At 61.2% G+C, this 20,073-nt stretch carries 19 protein-coding genes and 1 pseudogene; 13 read left to right on the forward strand and 7 right to left on the reverse strand.

Translation table 11 applies throughout. From position 1 onward, the window contains the following. Positions 1-66: 66 nt before the first annotated feature. Together C4J89_RS05985 and rimO are read right to left on the reverse strand one after the other, a co-directional pair. Complete coding sequence (locus C4J89_RS05985; RefSeq protein WP_124361556.1) at positions 67-537, reverse strand: GNAT family N-acetyltransferase; 471 nt, start codon at positions 535-537, stop codon at positions 67-69. Between the two features lie 100 nt (positions 538-637). Then, entirely contained in the window at positions 638-1,978 is a 1,341-nt protein-coding gene (gene rimO / locus C4J89_RS05990; protein ID WP_124406428.1) for a 30S ribosomal protein S12 methylthiotransferase RimO, read from the reverse strand. Positions 1,979-2,089: 111 nt separating this feature from the next. Here rimO and C4J89_RS05995 point away from each other — a divergent pair, with 111 nt between their 5' ends. Next, positions 2,090-2,287 (forward strand): hypothetical protein, encoded by a 198-nt coding sequence (locus C4J89_RS05995; RefSeq protein WP_124413985.1) that lies wholly within the window; start codon positions 2,090-2,092, stop codon positions 2,285-2,287. Positions 2,288-2,429: 142 nt separating this feature from the next. Here the strand turns inward: C4J89_RS05995 and C4J89_RS27090 are convergent, their stop codons facing one another. From C4J89_RS27090 to C4J89_RS06005, 3 genes are read right to left on the reverse strand one after another with little or no spacing between them, the layout of a single operon-like run. After that, complete coding sequence (locus tag C4J89_RS27090; RefSeq protein ID WP_256681781.1) at positions 2,430-2,681, reverse strand: GNAT family N-acetyltransferase; 252 nt, start codon at positions 2,679-2,681, stop codon at positions 2,430-2,432. Continuing rightward, positions 2,678-2,938 carry a hypothetical protein gene (locus C4J89_RS27095; RefSeq protein WP_256681782.1) on the reverse strand — a complete coding sequence of 87 codons (261 nt, stop codon included), beginning with the start codon at positions 2,936-2,938 and terminating at the stop codon, positions 2,678-2,680. Before C4J89_RS27095 ends, C4J89_RS27090 begins: the two co-directional genes overlap by 4 nt. A 9-nt stretch (positions 2,939-2,947) precedes the next feature. Beyond that, entirely contained in the window at positions 2,948-3,355 is a 408-nt protein-coding gene (locus tag C4J89_RS06005) for a hypothetical protein (protein WP_124361560.1), read from the reverse strand. A gap of 403 nt (positions 3,356-3,758) precedes the next feature. Between C4J89_RS06005 and C4J89_RS06010 the strand changes: the two genes are divergently transcribed. The 3 genes from C4J89_RS06010 to C4J89_RS06020 all read left to right on the forward strand — a co-directional run bounded on the left by C4J89_RS06010 (position 3,759) and on the right by C4J89_RS06020 (position 7,331). Then, entirely contained in the window at positions 3,759-5,660 is a 1,902-nt protein-coding gene (locus C4J89_RS06010) for a potassium transporter Kup (protein WP_124413986.1), read from the forward strand. Positions 5,661-5,816: 156 nt separating this feature from the next. Further along, positions 5,817-6,923, forward strand: coding sequence for an NADH:flavin oxidoreductase/NADH oxidase (locus C4J89_RS06015; protein ID WP_124361562.1), 1,107 nt, complete (start codon positions 5,817-5,819; stop codon positions 6,921-6,923). A 222-nt stretch (positions 6,924-7,145) separates the two neighbouring features. After that, a complete protein-coding gene (locus C4J89_RS06020; RefSeq protein ID WP_124413987.1) occupies positions 7,146-7,331 on the forward strand; it encodes a hypothetical protein in 186 nt (61 codons plus the stop codon). 50 nt (positions 7,332-7,381) lie between these two features. Here the strand turns inward: C4J89_RS06020 and C4J89_RS27375 are convergent. Continuing rightward, a pseudogene (locus C4J89_RS27375) lies at positions 7,382-7,477 on the reverse strand (N-acetyltransferase); the annotation flags it as partial. Between the two features lie 5 nt (positions 7,478-7,482). After that, positions 7,483-9,108, reverse strand: coding sequence for a glucan biosynthesis protein D (locus tag C4J89_RS06025; RefSeq protein WP_124413988.1), 1,626 nt, complete (start codon positions 9,106-9,108; stop codon positions 7,483-7,485). Between the two features lie 302 nt (positions 9,109-9,410). Between C4J89_RS06025 and C4J89_RS06030 the strand changes: the two genes are divergently transcribed. The 9 genes from C4J89_RS06030 (at position 9,411) to prfB (ending at position 20,059) form a co-directional block, all read left to right on the forward strand. Next, positions 9,411-10,118, forward strand: a complete 708-nt coding sequence (locus C4J89_RS06030) for a tellurite resistance TerB family protein (RefSeq protein ID WP_124361565.1) — start codon at positions 9,411-9,413, stop codon at positions 10,116-10,118. 191 nt (positions 10,119-10,309) lie between these two features. Next, entirely contained in the window at positions 10,310-11,932 is a 1,623-nt protein-coding gene (locus C4J89_RS06035) for a methyl-accepting chemotaxis protein (protein WP_124413989.1), read from the forward strand. Continuing rightward, a complete protein-coding gene (locus C4J89_RS06040; RefSeq protein WP_124361567.1) occupies positions 11,932-12,444 on the forward strand; it encodes a chemotaxis protein CheW in 513 nt (170 codons plus the stop codon). Before C4J89_RS06035 ends, C4J89_RS06040 begins: the two co-directional genes overlap by 1 nt. Beyond that, entirely contained in the window at positions 12,441-13,700 is a 1,260-nt protein-coding gene (locus C4J89_RS06045; protein WP_124413990.1) for a protein-glutamate O-methyltransferase CheR, read from the forward strand. Before C4J89_RS06040 ends, C4J89_RS06045 begins: the two co-directional genes overlap by 4 nt. Continuing rightward, positions 13,697-14,398: a chemotaxis protein CheW gene (locus tag C4J89_RS06050; RefSeq protein ID WP_124361569.1), complete on the forward strand. Its 702-nt coding sequence runs from the start codon at positions 13,697-13,699 to the stop codon at positions 14,396-14,398. The genes C4J89_RS06045 and C4J89_RS06050 overlap by 4 nt, the downstream gene beginning before the upstream one ends. After that, the gene (locus C4J89_RS06055; protein WP_124413991.1) at positions 14,395-16,662 is read left to right on the forward strand and encodes a hybrid sensor histidine kinase/response regulator; all 2,268 of its coding nucleotides are present in this window, start codon (positions 14,395-14,397) and stop codon (positions 16,660-16,662) included. Before C4J89_RS06050 ends, C4J89_RS06055 begins: the two co-directional genes overlap by 4 nt. Next, positions 16,659-17,669, forward strand: a complete 1,011-nt coding sequence (locus tag C4J89_RS06060; RefSeq protein ID WP_124413992.1) for a chemotaxis response regulator protein-glutamate methylesterase — start codon at positions 16,659-16,661, stop codon at positions 17,667-17,669. Before C4J89_RS06055 ends, C4J89_RS06060 begins: the two co-directional genes overlap by 4 nt. A 52-nt stretch (positions 17,670-17,721) precedes the next feature. Continuing rightward, positions 17,722-18,723, forward strand: coding sequence for a PleD family two-component system response regulator (locus C4J89_RS06065; RefSeq protein ID WP_124413993.1), 1,002 nt, complete (start codon positions 17,722-17,724; stop codon positions 18,721-18,723). A gap of 240 nt (positions 18,724-18,963) precedes the next feature. Continuing rightward, positions 18,964-20,059 (forward strand): peptide chain release factor 2 gene (gene prfB / locus C4J89_RS06070; RefSeq protein WP_100226016.1). Its coding sequence is split into 2 segments (ribosomal slippage): positions 18,964-19,035 and positions 19,037-20,059, totalling 1,095 coding nucleotides; the frame shifts between segments, so codons are not numbered across the junction. Positions 20,060-20,073 lie beyond the last annotated feature (14 nt).

Below are 20,073 nucleotides of genomic sequence, written 5' to 3' on the forward strand. Positions count from 1 at the left end.
GGCCGGTTAATCCCGGCCCCATTTCAGCGCGGTGCTTTATTGATAAAGCCCGATCAACAGGTGGGGTCAGCCACTGCCTAAGTGCTGTTGCTGGCGCAGGCGCATATGCAGCAACGGATAAGGCTGGCCCAGGCCGTCGTGTTCCGTGCGTCCGATCACTTCAAAGCCTTGCTTGAAGTAGAACCCCAGCGCTTGCGGATTCTGCTCGTTCACGTCCAGCTCATCGGCATTCATGCACTCGATCGCATAGCGCAGCAATTGCCGGCCCAGGCCCTGGCCTCGAAAGGGTGGGTCGATAAACAGCATTTCGACCTTGCCCGAAGCCACTCCGGCGAACCCGGTGATGCGTTGGCGCGCGTCCTTGGTGCAGATCAGCATCACGGCGTCCAGATAGCGAGTCAGCACCTGATTTTTCAGGCGCAGGATGTAGCTGTCCGGCAAGAAGTCGTGGGTAGCCCGCACCGAAGCCTCCCAAATACGTGTCAACTCTGGGTAGTCGCAGGTGTTAGGTGTGTGGATGACCGAATGCTGACGCATGCCCGCGACCCTTTGCCTTAATGGGACTGATGGGCAAAACGATAGACGTAAAAAAGCCCCGCATCCTGTTCAGGAGCGGGGCTTTTTCATTTTTTTACAATCAATCGCGCTTTTCAGCCCACAAGTCGTACTCGTCGGCGTCAGTCACCGTGCACCACACCTTGTCGCCTGGTTTCAAGCCGCTGGCATCGTCGATAAACACGTTACCGTCGATTTCCGGTGCATCGAAGAAGCAACGGCCAACCGCGCCTTGCTCGTCGACTTCGTCGATCAGCACTTCGATCTCCTTGCCGATGCGCAATTGCAGGCGCGCCGAGCTGATCGCCTGCTGGTGCGCCATGAAGCGCTCCCAACGGTCTTGCTTGACGTCGTCCGGCACCACGGCCAGGTCCAGCAGGTTGGCCGGAGCGCCTTCAACCGGCGAGTACTGGAAGCAGCCGACGCGGTCCAACTGGGCCTCGGTCAGCCAGTCCAGCAGGTACTGGAAGTCTTCTTCGGTTTCGCCAGGAAAACCGACGATAAAGGTCGAGCGAATGATCAGGTCCGGGCAGATTTCGCGCCAGTTCTTGATGCGCGCCAGGGTCTTGTCTTCGAAGGCCGGGCGTTTCATGGCCTTGAGCACCTTGGGGCTCGCGTGCTGGAACGGGATGTCCAGGTAAGGCAGGATCTTGCCGGCGGCCATCAATGGGATCAGCTCGTCAACGTGCGGGTACGGGTAAACGTAATGCAGGCGCACCCACACGCCCAGGCTGCTCAAGGCTTCGCAGAGTTCGGTCATGCGAGTTTTCACCGGCGCGCCATTCCAGAAACCGGTGCGGTATTTGACGTCGACGCCATAGGCGCTGGTGTCCTGAGAAATCACCAACAGCTCTTTCACGCCGGATTTGACCAGGCGCTGGGCTTCGTCCAGCACGTCGCCGACCGGACGACTGACCAGCTTGCCGCGCATCGACGGAATGATGCAGAAGCTGCAGCTGTGGTTGCAGCCTTCGGAAATCTTCAGGTAAGCGTAGTGACGCGGGGTCAGCTTGATGCCTTGCGGCGGCACCAGGTCGATCAGCGGGTTGTGGTCCTGGCGCGGCGGCACCACGGCGTGTACGGCGTTGACCACCTGCTCGTACTGCTGCGGGCCGGTCACGGCGAGCACGCTTGGGTGGACGTTGCGGATATTGCCTTCTTCCACGCCCATGCAGCCGGTCACGATGACCTTGCCGTTTTCCTTGATGGCTTCGCCGATCACTTCCAAGGACTCAGCCTTGGCCGAGTCGATAAAGCCGCAGGTGTTGACCACCACCACGTCGGCGTCCTGGTAAGTGGACACGACGTCATAGCCTTCCATACGCAGTTGCGTGAGGATGCGCTCGGAGTCAACCAGAGCCTTCGGGCAACCCAGGGATACAAAGCCGACCTTGGGGTTGGCTTTTGCGATGGTGGTGGACATGTCTAACCTCGGTATTGAATGACGCCGCCAGTCGGGCACGACACGGCGGTACACGGGCGTTTGTGACGCCTCTGATCAAAAAGTGCGCAATTCTAGCGGCGGGCCACGCACTTGACCAGCTTTATGCGGGGAAATGCGACGAGTGCTGCGCTTTACCTGCGCGCCGTTCTGGTCGAGATCAGGCAGCACACCGGATTGCGCTTTCGCGTCCTGGATCAACTTTATGTCGGCGTAAAAGCGCCGTTCTTCTACAGCCTGGTCGCTGGTTACCAAGACATGGCAGCGTCGTTCTGCGCAAAGGCGCTCTAAGTCAAAGCTTGGTAGATGGCTTGGGAGAAGGAAGGCCATGGTTTACGTGGGCTATGGCCAAGTCTTTCAGGTTCACCGGTTTGCACAAGTGTGCACACTGCTGCCCTGTGGATGACCAGGTACGAGCTATGTCTGCGGGAGGTTAGTTTCGTGCATCTAACATCTGGATGAAGGTTGCGGTAGAAAGTACCAAGCGAAGGGGGCTATTCGTGGATGGCACAAACCCTAACTTACGTTGGTAGTAATCCGCAGCATCTTGGTCTTTTGCATCGACGATCACAAAAGCTACACCAGACTGCTTGGAAACCGTGTACACGCGACGGAAGAAGTCAGACATCAATCTCTGGCCGAGCCCCTTGCTTTGAGCACCCTTGTCGATCGCCAGACGACTCAAAAGCACTGCCGGCATAGGATACCGAGGCATTTTCTTTTTTGGTCATCGCTTAGCGCTTCAAGGGCTACAGAGGCATTCGCTAGGGTGTAATAGCCCAGCAGCGTCCCATCTTCGACGTACATGAATGTGCGGGAGACGTTTCGCTTTTGGTCTTGCCCTGCGTGCTGGGCAATGTACGTGTTCAAGGCTGGGTGCGCCCCGCAATCAAATGCAGAACGATCAATCGACTTGTCGAAGTCGACGGTGATGAAGTCCATTAACAGCCCTTAGCGCAAGGCAAGCAGGTTGCGAAGTGTGTCAGTGGGCTCAGGGGGATTATCTAGCAGTTGGTACGCTGTGTTGGCGTCAAGCACGGTTATGCCCTCGACATCAAAATCAGCAGCCTTCTCTTCATGCGCAACAGAGCGCACGGCCAGTGCCGCAACAACCTTCTTCAGTTCTTCCAGATCGCGTTCAAGGCCCGAGAGATGGGGCGCACGCATTGGACGATGCGTTAGGTCTTTTTGACTCAACACGCTGCTCGAGAGGCTTTTCGTGACATGCCGCTCAACCACATCGTCCGCGCTTGAAAGGAGAGCCTTGAAGCTTCCGTTTTTCCGGCCACGAATGGTCACGGACACCATTTTGCCGTACGTAATTCGGGTATGTTTTTTTTGCTGAGCTGCTTTGTTCACGCTTTATTCCTCCGTCAGCCTTCATTCTATCTCATTTTTGCTAACCGCCTATGGCCTTGCCTTTAAGGGGTTATTACTAAAGATCAAGGTGTAGAGTAAAGATCTTAGGGGCAACCCAGGGATCCAAAGCCGACCTTGGGGTTGGCTTTTGCGATGGCGTTGGATATGTCTAACCTCGGTATTGAATGACGCCGCCAGCCGGGCACGACACGGCGGGCCACGCACTTGACCAGCTTTATGCGGGGAAATGCGACGAGTGCTGCGCTATGCTTCGCGCCGTTGCGCGTAGGTAAAATCCTAAGGTCAACAAAACGTCTGTTACGTGAAGTAAAACAGCGCATGCTAGGGGCCGTTTGGGCACGTTGTTTATAAAAGACCTCAGGTCAAAGGGCAGGAGTGGTTGATGGGTCAGGCAAGTAGTCAGGCAGCGGGTGCCGAGCATTCAAACGCCAAGCCGATTGGCATGCTGGTGGCAGCGGTCGGGGTGGTGTACGGCGATATCGGCACCAGCCCGCTCTACACCCTTAAAGAGGTGTTCAACGGCGGTTATGGGGTGCAGGTCAACCATGACGGCGTATTGGGGATCCTGGCGCTGATCTTCTGGTCGCTGATCTGGGTCGTGTCGATCAAGTACATGCTGTTTGTGCTGCGCGCCGATAACCAGGGCGAAGGCGGCATCATGGCACTGACCGCCCTGGCACGCCGGGCGGCGGGGGAGCGCAGGAAGTTGCGCAGCTTCCTGGTGGTGTGCGGCTTGTGCGGCGCAGCGCTTTTCTACGGCGATAGCATGATCACCCCGGCGATTTCGGTGTTGTCGGCCGTCGAGGGCCTGGAACTGGCTTTCGATGGCCTGGAACGGTGGGTAGTCCCTATCGCGCTGGTGGTACTGGTGGCGCTGTTCCTGATCCAGAAACACGGCACAGACCGCATCGGCAAGCTGTTCGGCCCGGTGATGGTGACCTGGTTTCTGGTGCTTGGCGGCCTCGGCGTGTATGGCATCACCCTGCACCCTGAGGTGCTCAGTGCCATGAACCCGATGTGGGCCGTGCGCTTCTTCGAGGCGCACCCCGGAATTGGCGTGGCCATCCTCGGCGCAGTGGTGCTGGCCCTGACCGGGGCGGAAGCGCTGTATGCCGACATGGGCCACTTCGGCCGCAAACCCATCGCCCGCGCCTGGTTCATCCTGGTGCTGCCGGCACTGGTGCTCAACTATTTTGGCCAGGGCGCCATGCTGCTGGGCGATCCGGAAGCGGCCCGCAACCCGTTCTACCTGCTGGCGCCGAGCTGGGCGCTGGTCCCGCTGGTGGTGCTGTCGACCCTGGCCACGGTGATTGCCTCCCAGGCGGTGATTTCCGGTGCGTTCTCGTTGACGCGCCAGGCGATCCAGTTGGGCTATATCCCGCGCATGCACATTCAACATACCTCCAGCGCCGAACAGGGCCAGATCTACATCGGCGCTGTGAACTGGTCGTTGATGGTCGGCGTGATCCTGCTGGTACTGGGCTTCGAATCTTCCGGTGCGCTGGCGTCGGCTTACGGTGTGGCGGTGACCGGCACCATGCTGATGACCACGATCCTGGTGTCCGCCGTGATGCTGCTGCTGTGGAAATGGCCACCGATACTGGCCGTGCCGGTGTTGCTCTGCTGCCTGTTGGTGGACGGGCTGTACTTTGCCGCCAACGTGCCGAAGATCATCCAGGGCGGCGCCTTCCCGGTATTGGCCGGGATCGTGTTGTTCGTGCTGATGACCACCTGGAAGCGCGGCAAGCAATTGCTCGTCGAGCGCCTCGACGAAGGCGGCCTGCCGCTGCCGATATTCATCAGCAGTATCCGCGTGCAGCCGCCCCATCGCGTCCAGGGCACGGCGGTGTTCCTCACAGCGCGGCCCGACGCCGTGCCCCACGCGCTGTTGCACAACCTGCTGCATAACCAGGTGCTGCACGAGCAGGTGGTGCTGCTGACCGTGGTCTACGAAGACATCCCGCGTGTGCCTGCGACGCGGCGTTTCGAAGTGGACGCCTATGGCGAAGGGTTCTTCCGGGTGATCCTGCACTTCGGCTTTACCGATGAGCCGGATGTGCCCGAGGCGCTGAAGCTGTGCCATTTGGACGAACTGGATTTCAGCCCGATGCGCACCACCTACTTCCTCAGCCGTGAAACCGTGATCGCCTCGCGCATCAAGGGCATGGCGCGTTGGCGCGAAGCGTTGTTCGCGTTCATGCTGAAGAATGCCAACGGCAACCTGCGCTTCTTCAAACTCCCGGTCAACCGGGTGATCGAACTGGGCACCCAGGTCGAAATGTAAGGCGCTGCAGGGCGGGGCGGGAGCCGGCAATCGGCTCCCGGTTTACGTCTGAACCGTTTACCTCTGAACCCTGTGCGATCCGTCGTTGTCGACTAGGCTCTAAGCACCATGAAAGAGAGCCTTGGAGCTTGCCCACAGAACCCGAAGAGGTGCGCCATGAGTCAGCTGCTCGAACCCTATACCCTGCGACAACTCACCCTGTTGAACCGCATCGCGGTCTCACCGATGTGCCAATACTCAAGTGAGGATGGCCTGGCCAACGACTGGCACCTGGTGCACCTGGGCAGCCGCGCCGTCGGTGGCGCCGGGCTGATTTTTACCGAAGCCACCGCCGTGACCGCCGATGGCCGCATCACCGCCCAGGACCTGGGCCTGTGGAAAGACGAACAGATCGAACCCCTGCAACGTATTACGCGCTTCATTGCGGCCCAAGGCGCGGTGGCGGGTATTCAGTTGGCGCACGCCGGGCGCAAGGCCAGCACGTATCGGCCCTGGATTGGCAAGCATGGCAGCGTCAAGCCAGCAGACGGTGGCTGGGTGCCGGTCGGCCCATCGCCCATCGCATTCGACCCCCAGCATACGCAACCCACGCCGCTGGACGAAGGGCAGATCCAACAGGTGATCGCCGATTTTGTCGCCGCCGCCAAGCGTGCCTTGACTGCCGGCTTCGAAGTGGTAGAGATCCATGCCGCCCACGGTTACCTGCTGCATCAGTTCCTGTCGCCCATCAGCAACCAGCGTCAGGACCAGTACGGCGGCTCGTTCGAAAACCGCATCCGCCTGGTCCTTGAGGTCACCCGCGCGGTGCGCGACGTGTGGCCCCAGGACTTGCCGCTGTTCGTGCGCGTGTCGGCCACCGATTGGGTGGAGGACGGCTGGAACCCCGATGAAACCGTCGAACTGGCGCGCCGCCTGAAAGACCTGGGCGTGGACTTGATCGACGTGTCCTCCGGTGGCACCGCCGCCAATGCCGAAATCCCTACCGGCCCCGGCTACCAGACGCGCTTTGCCGAACGTGTGCGCAAAGAGTCGGGTATCGCCACCGGCACGGTGGGCATGATCACCGAACCGGCCCAGGCCGAGCACATCCTGCGCACCTGCCAGGCCGACCTCATCTTCCTCGCCCGCGAATTGTTGCGCGACCCGTACTGGCCGCTGCATGCCGACGACGACCTGGGAGGGCGCAAGGCGACCTGGCCTGCGCAATATCAGCGGGCGACGCACCGCGACCAGCCGATTCATGAGTCCGATCTCAGGGATTGATCCTTAGCGTATGCCTACAGAGCCCACCCTGATCCGGTGGGCTTTTTTTTGCTCGCTTATAGGAAGAAGGCGGATTCAAGCAACGAATGCATGGGAATCGACTGTAGGTATTTATTACCGATCTAATTATTTAAGTTAATACTCTAAAAAAATCCCACACGTAACTGGATTCTTTCTAAGCTTAAGGCAGGAGTATTGGATCGATATCAGGAGAAGCAGTCCATGGCCAAGTCCTATGGTGTAGCGGGTGTGGTGGTGTCTTTTCTGACCCGCAGGCTGTCCTTGCGTGGCCGCAGATTGAGTTCGGATGAAGTTGAATTGCTGGCGCATTATCGCACCCTGACCGAGAACGACCAGGTAGCGATGCGCTATCTGATTGGGGCGATGAAAACCGTGTCGCGGTTCTGAATAACGAAACGGGCTCGCCACGATGCCCTTCAGGCAAGGCGAACACGGTACCTGTGGCGAGGGAGCTTGCTCCCGCTGGACTGCGCAGCAGTCCCATCGTTTGGGGCCGCTTCGCGGCCCAGCGGGAGCAAGCTCCCTCGCCACAGATGGTTCAGGTGTATTTGCGCTTGTCCGGCGCGGGAGGGAAGTACTGATACAGCCAGGTTTCGCTCAAGGTGCGGTCCTGGGTACGGATAAACAAGCGCAGCTCTACCGGCTCCACGCTGTCGCTGGTGGGGTACCAGTCGAACAGAATGCGATAGCCCTTGATGTTATCGAGCACCAGCACGCTGAAATCTTTCACCTCGCCGTGAGAGCAGGTGACCACCGGCTCGATGCCCGTGCCGGGTGGCAAACGGTCCAGGCCGCCGCCCTTGAAGTCCACGGCAAAGCGGCGTGCCCACACCTCAGGGTAATGCTCGCCCGGGGCCCAACCTTCGGTGAACCCACCCATGCCTGAACGGGTCGCGTCGACCTGGGCCAGCGGTGTGCTCACCGGCGGCAGGGCGCTCCAGTAGAGTTTGTAGCCGTAGTTGAGCGAATCACCGGCCGCCACCGGCGTTTTCGGGGTCCAGAAGGCCACGATGTTATCGAGGGTTTCGCCGGTGGTCGGGATTTCCAGCAGGTCGATCGAGCCCTCACCCCAAGCGGTGGTGGGTTCCACCCACAGGCTGGGGCGCTTGCTGTACCAGTCCACCGTGTCCTGATAACTGGCGAATTCGTGGTCGGTTTGGACCAGGCCAAAACCTTTGGGATTAGTGTCGGCGAATGCGTTGAATTGCAGCTTGGCCGGGTTGTTCAGCGGGCGGCAGATCCACTCGCCGTTGCCGCGCCACATGGCCAGTCGGTCCGAGTCGTGAATTTGCGGGTGGATGGTGTCGCACATCCGCCGTTCGTGTGTGCCGCAACTGAACATGCTGGTCATTGGCGCAATCCCCAGCTGTTCGATGGCGGTGCGCGCATTGATATGTGCGTCGATGGCCATCACCACTTGATTGGCCTGGCAGTCGATATCGAAGCGATAGGCGCCGGTAGCGCTGGGCGAATCGAGCAGGGCGTAGACCACGAAGCGGGTGGCGTTCTTGTCCGGGGTTTCGAACCAGAACTGCGTGAAGTCAGGGAATTCCTCACGTTTCTTCGCGTAGGTGTCAATGGCCAGGCCGCGCGCCGACAGGCCGTACTGGCCGGTGGAGTCCACGGCACGAAAGTAGCTGGCACCGAGAAATGACAGCACGTCATGCCGGTCCAGCTCCGGCGCCTTGAACAGCTTGAAGCCGGAGAAACCCAGATCGCCGGTCAGTTGTTTAGTGTCGACCGTGGTTTTTTCATAGTTGAACAGCGAAGGGCGAAAATGCACTTCGCGGGCCTCGCGGGTCGTGGGGTCGACGCTGTGCATGCGCACCGGCGTCTTGAAGCCCATGCCGACGTGGAAAAACTGCACGTCCAGTTGCCCCTTCAGTTCCTTCCATAACGAATGGTTGGCGTCATAGCCGATGGCGTTGAAATTCTGTGGCGTCATGGTCGCCAAGGTGGGCGGCAGCACCTGCCGAGTATCTTTATACGCGCTGCCGGCGAGCTGCTTGGCCTGGGCTTTGAGCGTTTCAAAATCGAATGCCACGGCCTTGCCATCGGCGGCACGGTTGCCGGCCCAGGCCTGCGCGGCCAACAGGCCACTGGCCGACAAACCGGTGTAGGCCGCAATGGCCATGGACGCTTTGAGCAAATTCCTGCGGTGCATAGAGACAACCTGTCGTGAGCGAATCCCGCGCCGTTCCTGGCACGTAACGGATCAGAAATAACGGTTCGGACATGCCTTCGGCCAAACGCAACGGACAATAAACAGACGCCGGATAGCTTAAGCGGTTCGATGGTGAAGCAAAAATCATTGATGGCGGGATGATGGCGCCGCTGTGCAACAAGACATTTCTGATATCAGGGGTAGCGTTACATCTGGAAGCACTCTAGATCGGGGCTTTTTTGCACTTAGTTTTACGCTGGGGGCCTATTGGTCCTACGAACCCAAGTGTCTGGAGGCTACGCATGAATACCCGTGGATTGCTCGATCAGTTGCTCAAGTCTGGTCAGGACATGTTGCAGAACAAGGCTGGCGGCCAGCGCCCATCAGCCGACAAAGGCGCCCTCGGTGGGCTGCTTGGCGGCGGCGGGCTCGGCAGTTTGCTCGGTGGCGCCGGCGGTGGCGCACTGGCGGCCGGCGCCATGGGCTTGCTGCTGGGCAACAAAAAGGCCCGCAAATTCGGCGGCAAGGCCCTGACCTACGGAGGCCTGGCCGCCTTGGGGGTCATCGCCTACAAAGCCTATGGCAATTGGCAGGCGCAGCAGGCCAGCGCGCCCCAGGGTGAGCCGCAAACCATCGACCGCCTGCCGCCGGCCCAGGTCGAGCAGCACAGTCAGGGCATTCTCAAGGCGCTGGTTGCCGCCGCCAAGGCCGACGGCCACGTGGATGAGCGTGAACGCGCGTTGATCGAAGGCGAGTTCACCAAACTCGACAACGACCGCGAGCTGCAAACCTGGCTGCACGCGGAGCTGAACAAACCCCTCGACCCGGCCGACGTCGCCCGCGCCGCCAGCACCCCGGAGATGGCCGCCGAAATGTACATCGCCAGCGTGATGCTGGTGGACGAGGAAAATTTCATGGAGAAGGCCTACCTGGACGAACTGGCGCGCCAACTCAAACTTGAGCCGGGTTTGAAGGCAGAGCTGGAGAAACAGGTACGCCTCAACACATAAGCAGCGCCGTGCATCCATTTAAGTGTGGAGGGGGCAAGCCTCTCCCACATTTAAATCGAGTCTGGCTGAGTCGCCGCAATGGCGCAGCCCAATACCGGCACTGCTGCTCAAACCCCCGAAAACCATTGATTAGTAGACGCCTTCGCTCAGCTATACTCCCCTCCATTTGAATGGCCCTGCGAGGAATTACTGTGAAGAACTGGACCCTGCGCCAACGGATTTTGGCGAGCTTTGCGGTAATCATCACGATCATGCTGCTGATGGTCGTGCTCTCGTATTCGCGGCTGCTGAAAATCGAATCCAGCGAAACCCTGGTCCGGGACGACGCCGTACCTGGAGTGTTTTTAAGCTCGATGATTCGCAGCGCCTGGGTCGACAGCTACCTGCAAACCCAGGAGTTGGTGGGGATCCACAAGAACCAGGGCATTTCCGAGGACGACAAGCAGGATTACAAATCTTTCGAGGCGCGCCTTGAGAAGTACATGGCCGATTACGCGAAAACGATCAACTTCACTCGGGACCGCAACGAGTTCGATGCCTTCGAAAAATTCCACCAGAGCTACAACCAGACCCTCGCCAAGGTGCTCGAGGCGCAGCAGAACAACAACGGCGCCGAGGCACTCAAGCTGTTCAGCGAACAACTGACGCCCGCCTGGGTCGCCGGCCGCATGAAACTCAATGACATCATCCTCGCGAACAAACAGGTCGCCGACGACGCCACCGACGCCATCGACAGTGCCGTCGAGGCCGCGAAAATCAGCATGGGCGTCTCGCTGCTGCTGGCGATTCTTGCCGCCGCGCTGTGTGGCCTGCTGCTGATGCGCGCAATCATGGCGCCGATGCAGCGCATCGTCGATATCCTCGAAACCATGCGCACCGGCGACCTGAGCAAGCGCCTGAACCTGGAGCGTAAGGACGAGTTCAACGTGGTTGAAACCGGCTTCAACGACATGATGACCGAACTGACCGCTCTGGTTTCCCAGGCACAGCGCTCGTCGGTGCAGGTCACGACCTCGGTGACCGAGATCGCCGCCACCTCCAAGCAGCAACAGGCGACCGCCACCGAAACCGCCGCCACCACCACTGAAATCGGCGCCACTTCCCGTGAAATCGCCGCGACCTCCAAGGACCTGGTGCGCACCATGATCGAAGTGTCCACCGCCGCCGACCAGGCCTCGGTCGCCGCCGGTTCCGGTCAGCAGGGCCTGGCGCGCATGGAAGAAACCATGCACTCGGTGATGGGCGCCGCCGACCTGGTCAATGCCAAGCTGGCGATCCTCAATGAAAAGGCCGGCAACATCAACCAAGTGGTAGTGACCATCGTCAAAGTGGCGGACCAGACCAACCTGCTGTCCCTCAACGCCGCCATCGAGGCCGAGAAAGCCGGTGAGTACGGGCGCGGTTTTGCCGTGGTCGCCACCGAAGTGCGCCGCCTGGCCGACCAGACCGCCGTCGCGACGTACGACATCGAGCAGATGGTGCGTGAGATCCAGTCGGCGGTGTCGGCCGGCGTGATGGGCATGGACAAGTTCTCCGAAGAGGTGCGCCGAGGCATGTTCGAAGTGCAGCAGGTGGGTGAGCAATTGTCGCAAATCATCCATCAAGTGCAGGCCCTCGCGCCGCGAGTGCTGATGGTCAATGAAGGCATGCAGGCCCAGGCCACCGGTGCCGAGCAGATCAACCACGCGCTGGTGCAACTGGGCGATGCCAGCAGCCAGACCGTCGAGTCCCTGCGCCAGGCCAGTTTTGCCATCGATGAACTGAGCCAGGTTGCGGTCGGTCTGCGCAGCGGCGTGTCGCGTTTCAAAGTCTGATGAGCGACCTCGCGGCTAAACGCGGCGCCGTCCCGGCAGCGAAAAAGGCGTTGTTCCTGGTGTTCCACATCGGCAGTGAACGCTTTGCCCTCAAGGCGACGGAAGTGGTCGAGGTGCTGCCGCGCCTGCCGCTCAAACCCATCGCTCATGCACCGGTGTGGGTGGCGGGCATCTTTGCCCATCGCGGCGCGCTGGTGCCGGTCATCGACCTGAGCGCCTTGACGTTCGGCGTTGCGGCCCAAGCGCGTACCAGCACGCGGCTGGTGCTGGTCAATTATCAGCCACAGCCCTGGAGCGAAGCGCGTTGGCTGGGGCTGATTCTGGAGCAGGCTACCGACACCTTGCGTTGCGACCCCGCCGAATTCCAGCCCTATGGCCTGGATAACCGCCAGGCGCCTTACCTGGGGCCGGTGCGCGAAGATGCGCTGGGCTTGATGCAATGGATTGGCGTCGCCGAGCTGTTGACCGATGACGTGCGCGCCTTGCTGTTTTCCAGCGAGTTGAGCCTATGAGCAGTGACCCGCGCTTCTGGGCCTTCCTTAAAGAACGCATAGGCCTGGACGTCGCCTCGGTGGGTGAGGCGATTATCGAGCGCGCGGTGCGCCAGCGTTGCCAGTTGTCCCAGGCGCAGACGGCAGAAGCGTACTGGCAACTCCTGCACAGCTCCCATGATGAGCAGCAGGCGCTGATCGAAGCGGTGATCGTCCCCGAAACCTGGTTCTTCCGCTACCCCGAGTCCTTTGCAACCTTGGCTCGCCTGGCCCACGCACGGTTGGCCGAAATCAAGCAGATGCGCGCTTTGCGCATTCTCAGCCTGCCATGCTCCACCGGCGAAGAACCCTATTCGATCGCTATGGCCCTGCTTGACGCGGGCCTGGCACCGCACCAATTCAAAGTCCAGGGCATGGACGTCAGCCCGCTGTCGGTGGAGCGTGCGCGCCGCGGCGTGTACGGCAAAAACTCGTTTCGCGGCGGCGACCTTGAGTTTCGCGACCGTCACTTCACTGAAGACGGCGGTGCCTATCGCATTGCCGACCGGGTTCGCGAACAAGTACGCCTGCAAGTCGGCAACTTGCTCGACCCGGCCCTGCTGGCCAACGAGCCCACCTACGACTTTGTGTTCTGTCGCAACCTGCTGATCTACTTCGACCAGCCCACCCAGAAGCAAGTTTTCGACGTGCTCAAGGAACTGACCCACGTGGACGGCGTGCTGTTTATCGGCCCGGCCGAAGGCGGCCTGCTGGGGCGCCATGGCATGCGCTCGATTGGCGTGCCGCAGTCGTTTGCGTTCAGTCGGCATGTGGAGCCGGCTGCACCCGCCCCGGTGTTTGTACCGATGCCGGCGCCCACGTCGCAGCGCAGTCCGGCGCCGATCGCGCTCAAGCCGCGCCCGTTCAGTACGGCCGGCACCCAGGCGGTACCGGTCAAAGCGCCGCCCCCGGAGGCTGGCGAGATGCTCAACCAGATCGCCACCTTGGCCAACCAAGGCAAAAGTGCCGAGGCCCGTGCTGCCTGCGAACGTTATTTGAACAGCCATCCGCCGGCCGCCGCCGTGTTCTACTGGCTGGGCCTGCTCAGCGATGTCGCCGGCAGCGCCGTGGAGGCGCAGAGTTATTACCGCAAAGCCTTGTACCTGGAACCGCAGCATCCGCAGGCCTTGATGCACCTGGCCGCGTTGCTCGAGTCCCAGGGCGACAGTGCGGGGGCGCGCCGTTTGCAGGCGCGCGCCGCGCGTAGCGAGCGAGCTGACAGTGAGTCCAAACGATGAGTAGCCCTGACGCGCTCGGCACCGCAGGCCTGGACCTGACCCTGGCCGACACCCAAGCCATTGATGACTGCTGGAACCGCATCGGCATTCATGGCGATAAATCCTGCCCCTTGCTGGCAGAGCACATCCATTGTCGCAACTGCTCGGTGTATTCCGCCGCCGCCACGCGCCTGCTCGACCGCTATGCGCTGCAGCAGGACGACCGGCCTGCGCAGGCGGCTGGCGAGCTCGATCACCAGATGGTCACCCGCTCCTTGCTGATGTTCCGCCTCGGCGAAGAGTGGCTGGGCATCGCCACCCGTTGCCTGGTGGAAGTGGCGCCGTTGCAACCGATCCACTCGTTGCCCCACCAGCGTTCCCGGGCCTTGCTGGGTGTGGCCAACGTGCGCGGGGCATTGGTGGCCTGCCTGTCGCTGGTGGAATTGCTCGGCCTGGACAGCAGCAGTACCGGCGCTACCGGCGGGCGCATCATGCCGCGCATGCTGATCATTGCCGCGCAGGATGGCCCGGTGGTCGTACCGGTGGACGAAGTGGATGGCATCCATGCCATCGATGAGCGCACCTTGAACGCCGCGTCGACCTCCGGCACCCAGGCCAGCGCGCGCTTCACCCAGGGTGTCGTGCAGTGGAAAGGTCGCAGCCTGCGCTGGCTGGACGAAGCCCAATTGCTGTCCGCCGTGACCCGGAGCCTCGCATGACCCCCGACCAGATGCGCGATGCCTCGCTGTTGGAATTGTTCAGCCTGGAAGCCGATGCGCAAACCCAGGTGCTCAGCGCAGGCTTGCTGGCCCTGGAGCGCAACCCAACCCAGGCCGACCAACTCGAGGCCTGCATGCGCGCCGCGCATTCGCTCAAGGGGGCGGCGCGGATTGTCGGTGTGGAGGCTGGCGTCAGCGTGGCCCATGTCATGGAGGATTGCCTGGTCAGTGCCCAGGAAGGCCGCTTGTACCTGCAGCCTGAACATATCGACGCGTTGCTGCAGGGTACGGATTTACTGATGCGCATCGCCACCCCGGGCAATGACGTCGGGCCTGCGGATATTGCAGCCTATGTGGCGCTGATGGAGCGCTTGCTGGACCCGTCGCAACCCAGCGCCATGCTCGCGCCGAAACCTGCGCCGGTGCCCGCGCCGGTGATCGAAGCGTCGGAACCTGAGCCGGCGCCAGCCGTGCCGAGCGAGCCGCCGCGTCAGAGCAAACTTATGACCGAAGGCGGCGAGCGCGTGCTGCGGGTCACGGCCGAGCGCTTGAACAGCCTGCTGGACCTGTCCAGCAAGTCGCTGGTGGAAACCCAGCGACTCAAGCCTTACCTCGCCAGCCTGCAGCGCCTCAAACGCATTCAAAGCAACAGCCTGCGCGCCCTGGATGTCCTGGACGGTCATCTCAAGGTCGTCGATTTGAACCTCGAGGCCCAGGAAGCCCTGGCCGATACCCGCCGTTTGTTGAGCGAAGCCCAGGCGCTGCTGGCGGAAAAAAATGCCGAGCTGGACGAGTACGCCTGGCAGGCCGGCCAGCGGGCCCAGGTGCTCTACGACACTGCGTTGGCCTGTCGCATGCGCCCGTTTGCCGATGTGCTGGCCGGCCAGGCGCGCATGGTGCGCGACCTCGGTCGCAGCCTGGGCAAGCAAGTGCGCCTGGAGATCGAAGGGGAAAAAACCCAGGTCGACCGCGACGTGCTGGAAAAGCTCGAGGCGCCCCTGACGCATTTATTGCGCAATGCTGTCGATCACGGCATCGAAATGCCCGAGCAGCGGCTGCTGGCGGGCAAGCCGGCGGAAGGCTTGATTCGCCTGCGCGCGTCGCATCAAGCCGGGCTGCTGGTACTGGAGTTGAGCGATGACGGTAACGGCGTCGACCTTGAGCGCCTGCGCGGCACCATTGTCGATCGGCACCTGTCCCCCGTGGAAACCGCGCTGCGCCTGAGCGAGGAGGAACTGCTGACGTTCCTGTTCCTGCCGGGATTCAGCTTGCGCGACAAGGTCACCGAAGTCTCCGGTCGCGGCGTAGGCCTGGATGCGGTGCAGCATATGGTGCGTCAATTGCGCGGCGCGGTGGTGCTGGAGCAGGCGGCAGGGCAGGGCAGCCGTTTTCATCTGGAGGTGCCGTTGACCTTGTCGGTGGTGCGCAGCCTGGTGGTGGAAGTCGGCGAAGAGGCGTATGCCTTCCCGCTGGCGCACATCGAACGCATGTGCGACCTGGCCCCCGAGGACATTGTGCAGCTGGAAGGTCGCCAGCATTTCTGGCACGAGGGCCGGCATGTCGGCCTGGTCGCCGCCAGTCAGCTGTTGCAGCGTCCACCGGGGCAGACCCCTTCGGAAACCTTGAAAGTGGTGGTGATCCGCGAGCGCGACGCCGTGTATGGGATTGCCGTGGAACGTTTCATCGGCGAGCGCACCCTGGTGGTGTTGCCGCTGGATGCTCGCCTGGGCAAGGTCCAGGATATTTCCGCCGGAGCCTTGCTCGACGATGGCTCGGTGGTCTTGATCGTCGACGTGGAAGACATGCTGCGTTCGGTGGACAAGTTGCTCAACACCGGCCGCCTGGAGCGCATCGCAAGGCGCAGCCAGCAGGCCACCGAAGCGCCGCGCAAGCGCGTGCTGGTGGTGGACGACTCGCTGACCGTGCGTGAGCTGCAACGCAAGTTATTACTCAATCGCGGTTATGAAGTGGCCGTCGCGGTCGATGGCATGGATGGCTGGAACGCATTGCGCTCCGAGGATTTCGACCTGCTTATCACAGATATTGATATGCCACGCATGGACGGTATTGAATTGGTCACACTCTTGCGCCGTGACAGTCGCCTGCAATCGTTGCCGGTGATGGTGGTTTCCTACAAGGATCGTGAAGAAGACCGACGCCGTGGCCTCGACGCCGGCGCCGACTATTATTTAGCCAAAGCCAGCTTCCACGACGACGCCCTGCTCGATGCCGTGGTTGAATTGATTGGAGGCGCCCGGGCATGAGGATTGCAATCGTCAATGACATGCCGTTGGCCGTCGAGGCGTTGCGTCGCGCCTTGAGTTTCGAGCCTGCCCATGAAGTGGTGTGGGTCGCCAACAATGGCCTGGAAGCGGTGCAGCGTTGCGCTGAGGTGATCCCGGATTTGATCCTGATGGACTTGATCATGCCGGTGATGGACGGCGTGGAAGCGACCCGCCAGATCATGGCCGACACGCCATGCCCGATCGTGATTGTCACCGTGGACCGCCAGGCCAATGTCAGCCGGGTCTTTGAAGCCATGGGCCACGGCGCGTTGGATGTGGTGGACACGCCAGCGCTGGGGGTGGGCAACCCCAAGGATGCGGCGGCGCCGTTGTTGCGCAAGATCCTCAATATTGGCTGGCTGATCGGCCAGCGCGGCAGCCGCGTGCGCGCTGAAAGCGCGCCGCAGCGCAGCACCGGCAAGCGCCAAAGCCTGGTTGCCATCGGGTCGTCGGCGGGTGGCCCGGCGGCCCTGGAAGTGCTGCTCAAGGGGTTGCCGCGTGACTTTCCTGCTGCGATCGTGCTGGTGCAGCATGTGGATCAGGTGTTCGCCGCCGGAATGGCCGAGTGGTTGAGCAGTGCGTCCGGCCTGCCGGTGCGCCTGGCCCGTGAAGGGGAGCCGCCCCAAAGCGGGTTGGTCTTGCTGGCCGGTACCAACCACCATATTCGCTTGTTGAAAAATGGCACGCTAGCCTATACCGCAGAGCCGGTGAACGAAATTTACCGGCCTTCCATCGACGTGTTTTTTGAAAGTGTCGCCAGCCATTGGAACGGTGACGCCGTCGGCGTACTGCTGACCGGCATGGGGCGCGACGGGGCCCAGGGCCTCAAGTTGATGCGAGAACAAGGATATTTGACCATCGCCCAGGACCAGCACAGTTCGGCGGTGTATGGCATGCCCAAAGCGGCAGCGGCGATTGACGCCGCTGTTGAAATTCGCCCACTGGATAGAATTGCGCCCCGACTGCTGGAGGTCTTCGCAAAATGATCGAACATCTCCCGCTGTGCAGGTTTGCAGGCAGTAATTCAGGTGACTGCACATGATTGATTTACAGCTCGACGACTTCAAGACCGACGAAAACGCCGCCATGGTGCTGCTGGTCGACGACCAGGCCATGATTGGCGAAGCCGTGCGGCGCGGCTTGGCCCATGAAGAAAACATCGACTTCCACTTTTGCGCCGACCCGCACCAGGCGATCTCCCAGGCGATTCGCATCAAGCCGACGGTGATTCTGCAAGACTTGGTCATGCCCGGCCTCGACGGCCTGACCCTGGTGCGCGAATACCGCAATCACCCGGCCACGGCGAATATCCCGATCATTGTGCTCTCCACCAAAGAGGACCCGCTGATCAAGAGCGCAGCGTTTGCGGCGGGCGCCAACGATTACCTGGTCAAGCTGCCGGACAATATCGAACTGGTGGCGCGCATCCGTTATCACTCGCGCTCCTACATGACCCTGTTGCAGCGGGACGCGGCTTACCGCGCGCTGCGGGTCAGCCAGCAACAGTTGCTGGACACCAACCTGGTGCTGCAACGGCTGATGAACTCCGACGGTTTGACCGGACTGTCCAATCGCCGTCACTTCGACGAATACCTGGAACTGGAATGGCGCCGTGCCATGCGCGACCAGACCCAACTCTCCTTGTTGATGATCGACGTGGACTTCTTCAAGACCTACAACGACAGCTTCGGTCACGTCGAAGGCGACGAAGCCCTGCGCAAAGTCGCCGAAGCCATCCGCGACGCCAGCAGCCGCCCTTCGGACTTGCCGGCGCGCTACGGCGGTGAAGAATTCGCCCTGGTGCTGCCCAACACCTCGCCGGGCGGTGCGCGGCTGGTCGCGGAAAAACTGCGCATGGCGGTGGCCGCGCTGAACATCCCGCATATCGCGCCGGCTGAAGGCGCGAGCCTGACCATCAGCATTGGCTTGTCGACCCTGACCCCGGTGCAAGGCACCGATTGCCGCCAGTTGATCATGGCGGCGGACAAGGGGTTGTACATGGCAAAGAATAATGGGCGCAATCAGGTCGGCATCGAATAACTCTAGGCCGGCTCAGAGCCAAATGTGGGAGGGGGCTTGCCCCCGATGGCGGTGTGTCAGCTCAGGATTAACTGACTGACAGACTGCCATCGGGGGCAAGCCCCCTCCCACATTTGGATCTTCATAGGGCTTGGGATTGTGTACAAATCCCTGCCTTTTCGGCCAGGCGGACTGCCGTTTCCAAGCGTTTGCCGTTATACTCGCCGGCTTTCAAAAGTTCGCCAACGAGTGCTGCCCGCCATGGAAATCAACCCGATCCTGAACACCATCAAGGACCTGTCCGAGCGCTCCGAAACTATTCGGGGGTATCTTTGACTACGATCAAAAGCATGAGCGTCTGACTGAAGTCAATCGCGAGCTTGAAGATCCGAGTGTCTGGAACAAACCTGAATATGCCCAGGAACTGGGCCGCGAGCGCGCTGCGCTGGCGCAGATCGTCGACACGCTCGACGAGCTGAACACCGGCCTGGCCGACTGCCGCGACCTGCTGGACATGGCCGTCGAAGAAGATGACGAAGGCGCAGTGGGCGATGTCGTCGCCGAGCTTGCCCGTCTCGAGGAAAACCTCGCCAAGCTTGAATTCCGCCGCATGTTCAGCCACGAAATGGACCCGAACAACGCCTACCTGGACATCCAGGCCGGTTCCGGCGGCACCGAGGCCCAGGACTGGGCCAACATCCTGCTGCGCATGTACCTGCGCTGGGCCGACAAGCGCGGTTTCGACGCGACCATCATGGAACTGTCCGCCGGTGAAGTGGCGGGCATCAAGGGCGCCACCGTGCACATCAAGGGTGAATACGCCTTTGGCTGGCTGCGTACCGAGATCGGCGTGCACCGCCTTGTGCGCAAGAGCCCGTTCGACTCCGGCAACCGTCGCCATACCTCGTTTTCCGCTGTTTTCGTCTCGCCAGAGATCGATGACAAGGTGGAAATCGAGATCAACCCGGCCGACCTGCGTATCGACACCTACCGCTCCTCCGGTGCCGGTGGCCAGCACGTAAACACCACCGACTCGGCCGTCCGTATCACCCACGTACCGACCAACACCGTGGTCAGTTGCCAGAACGAGCGTTCCCAGCACGCGAACAAGGACACCGCCATGAAAATGTTGCGGGCCAAGTTGTACGAGCAGGAAATGCAGAAGCGCAACGCCGCTTCTCAAGCACTGGAAGACACCAAGTCGGACATCGGTTGGGGTCACCAGATCCGCTCCTATGTGCTTGATGCGTCGCGGATCAAGGATTTGCGCACTAACATCGAACGCAGCGACTGCGACAAGGTGCTCGACGGTGATATCGACGAATACCTGGAAGCCAGCCTGAAATCGGGCCTCTAAAGAACCCTGTAGGA

It is taken from the genome of Pseudomonas sp. R4-35-07 (assembly GCF_003852235.1).
Lineage (GTDB): Bacteria > Pseudomonadota > Gammaproteobacteria > Pseudomonadales > Pseudomonadaceae > Aquipseudomonas.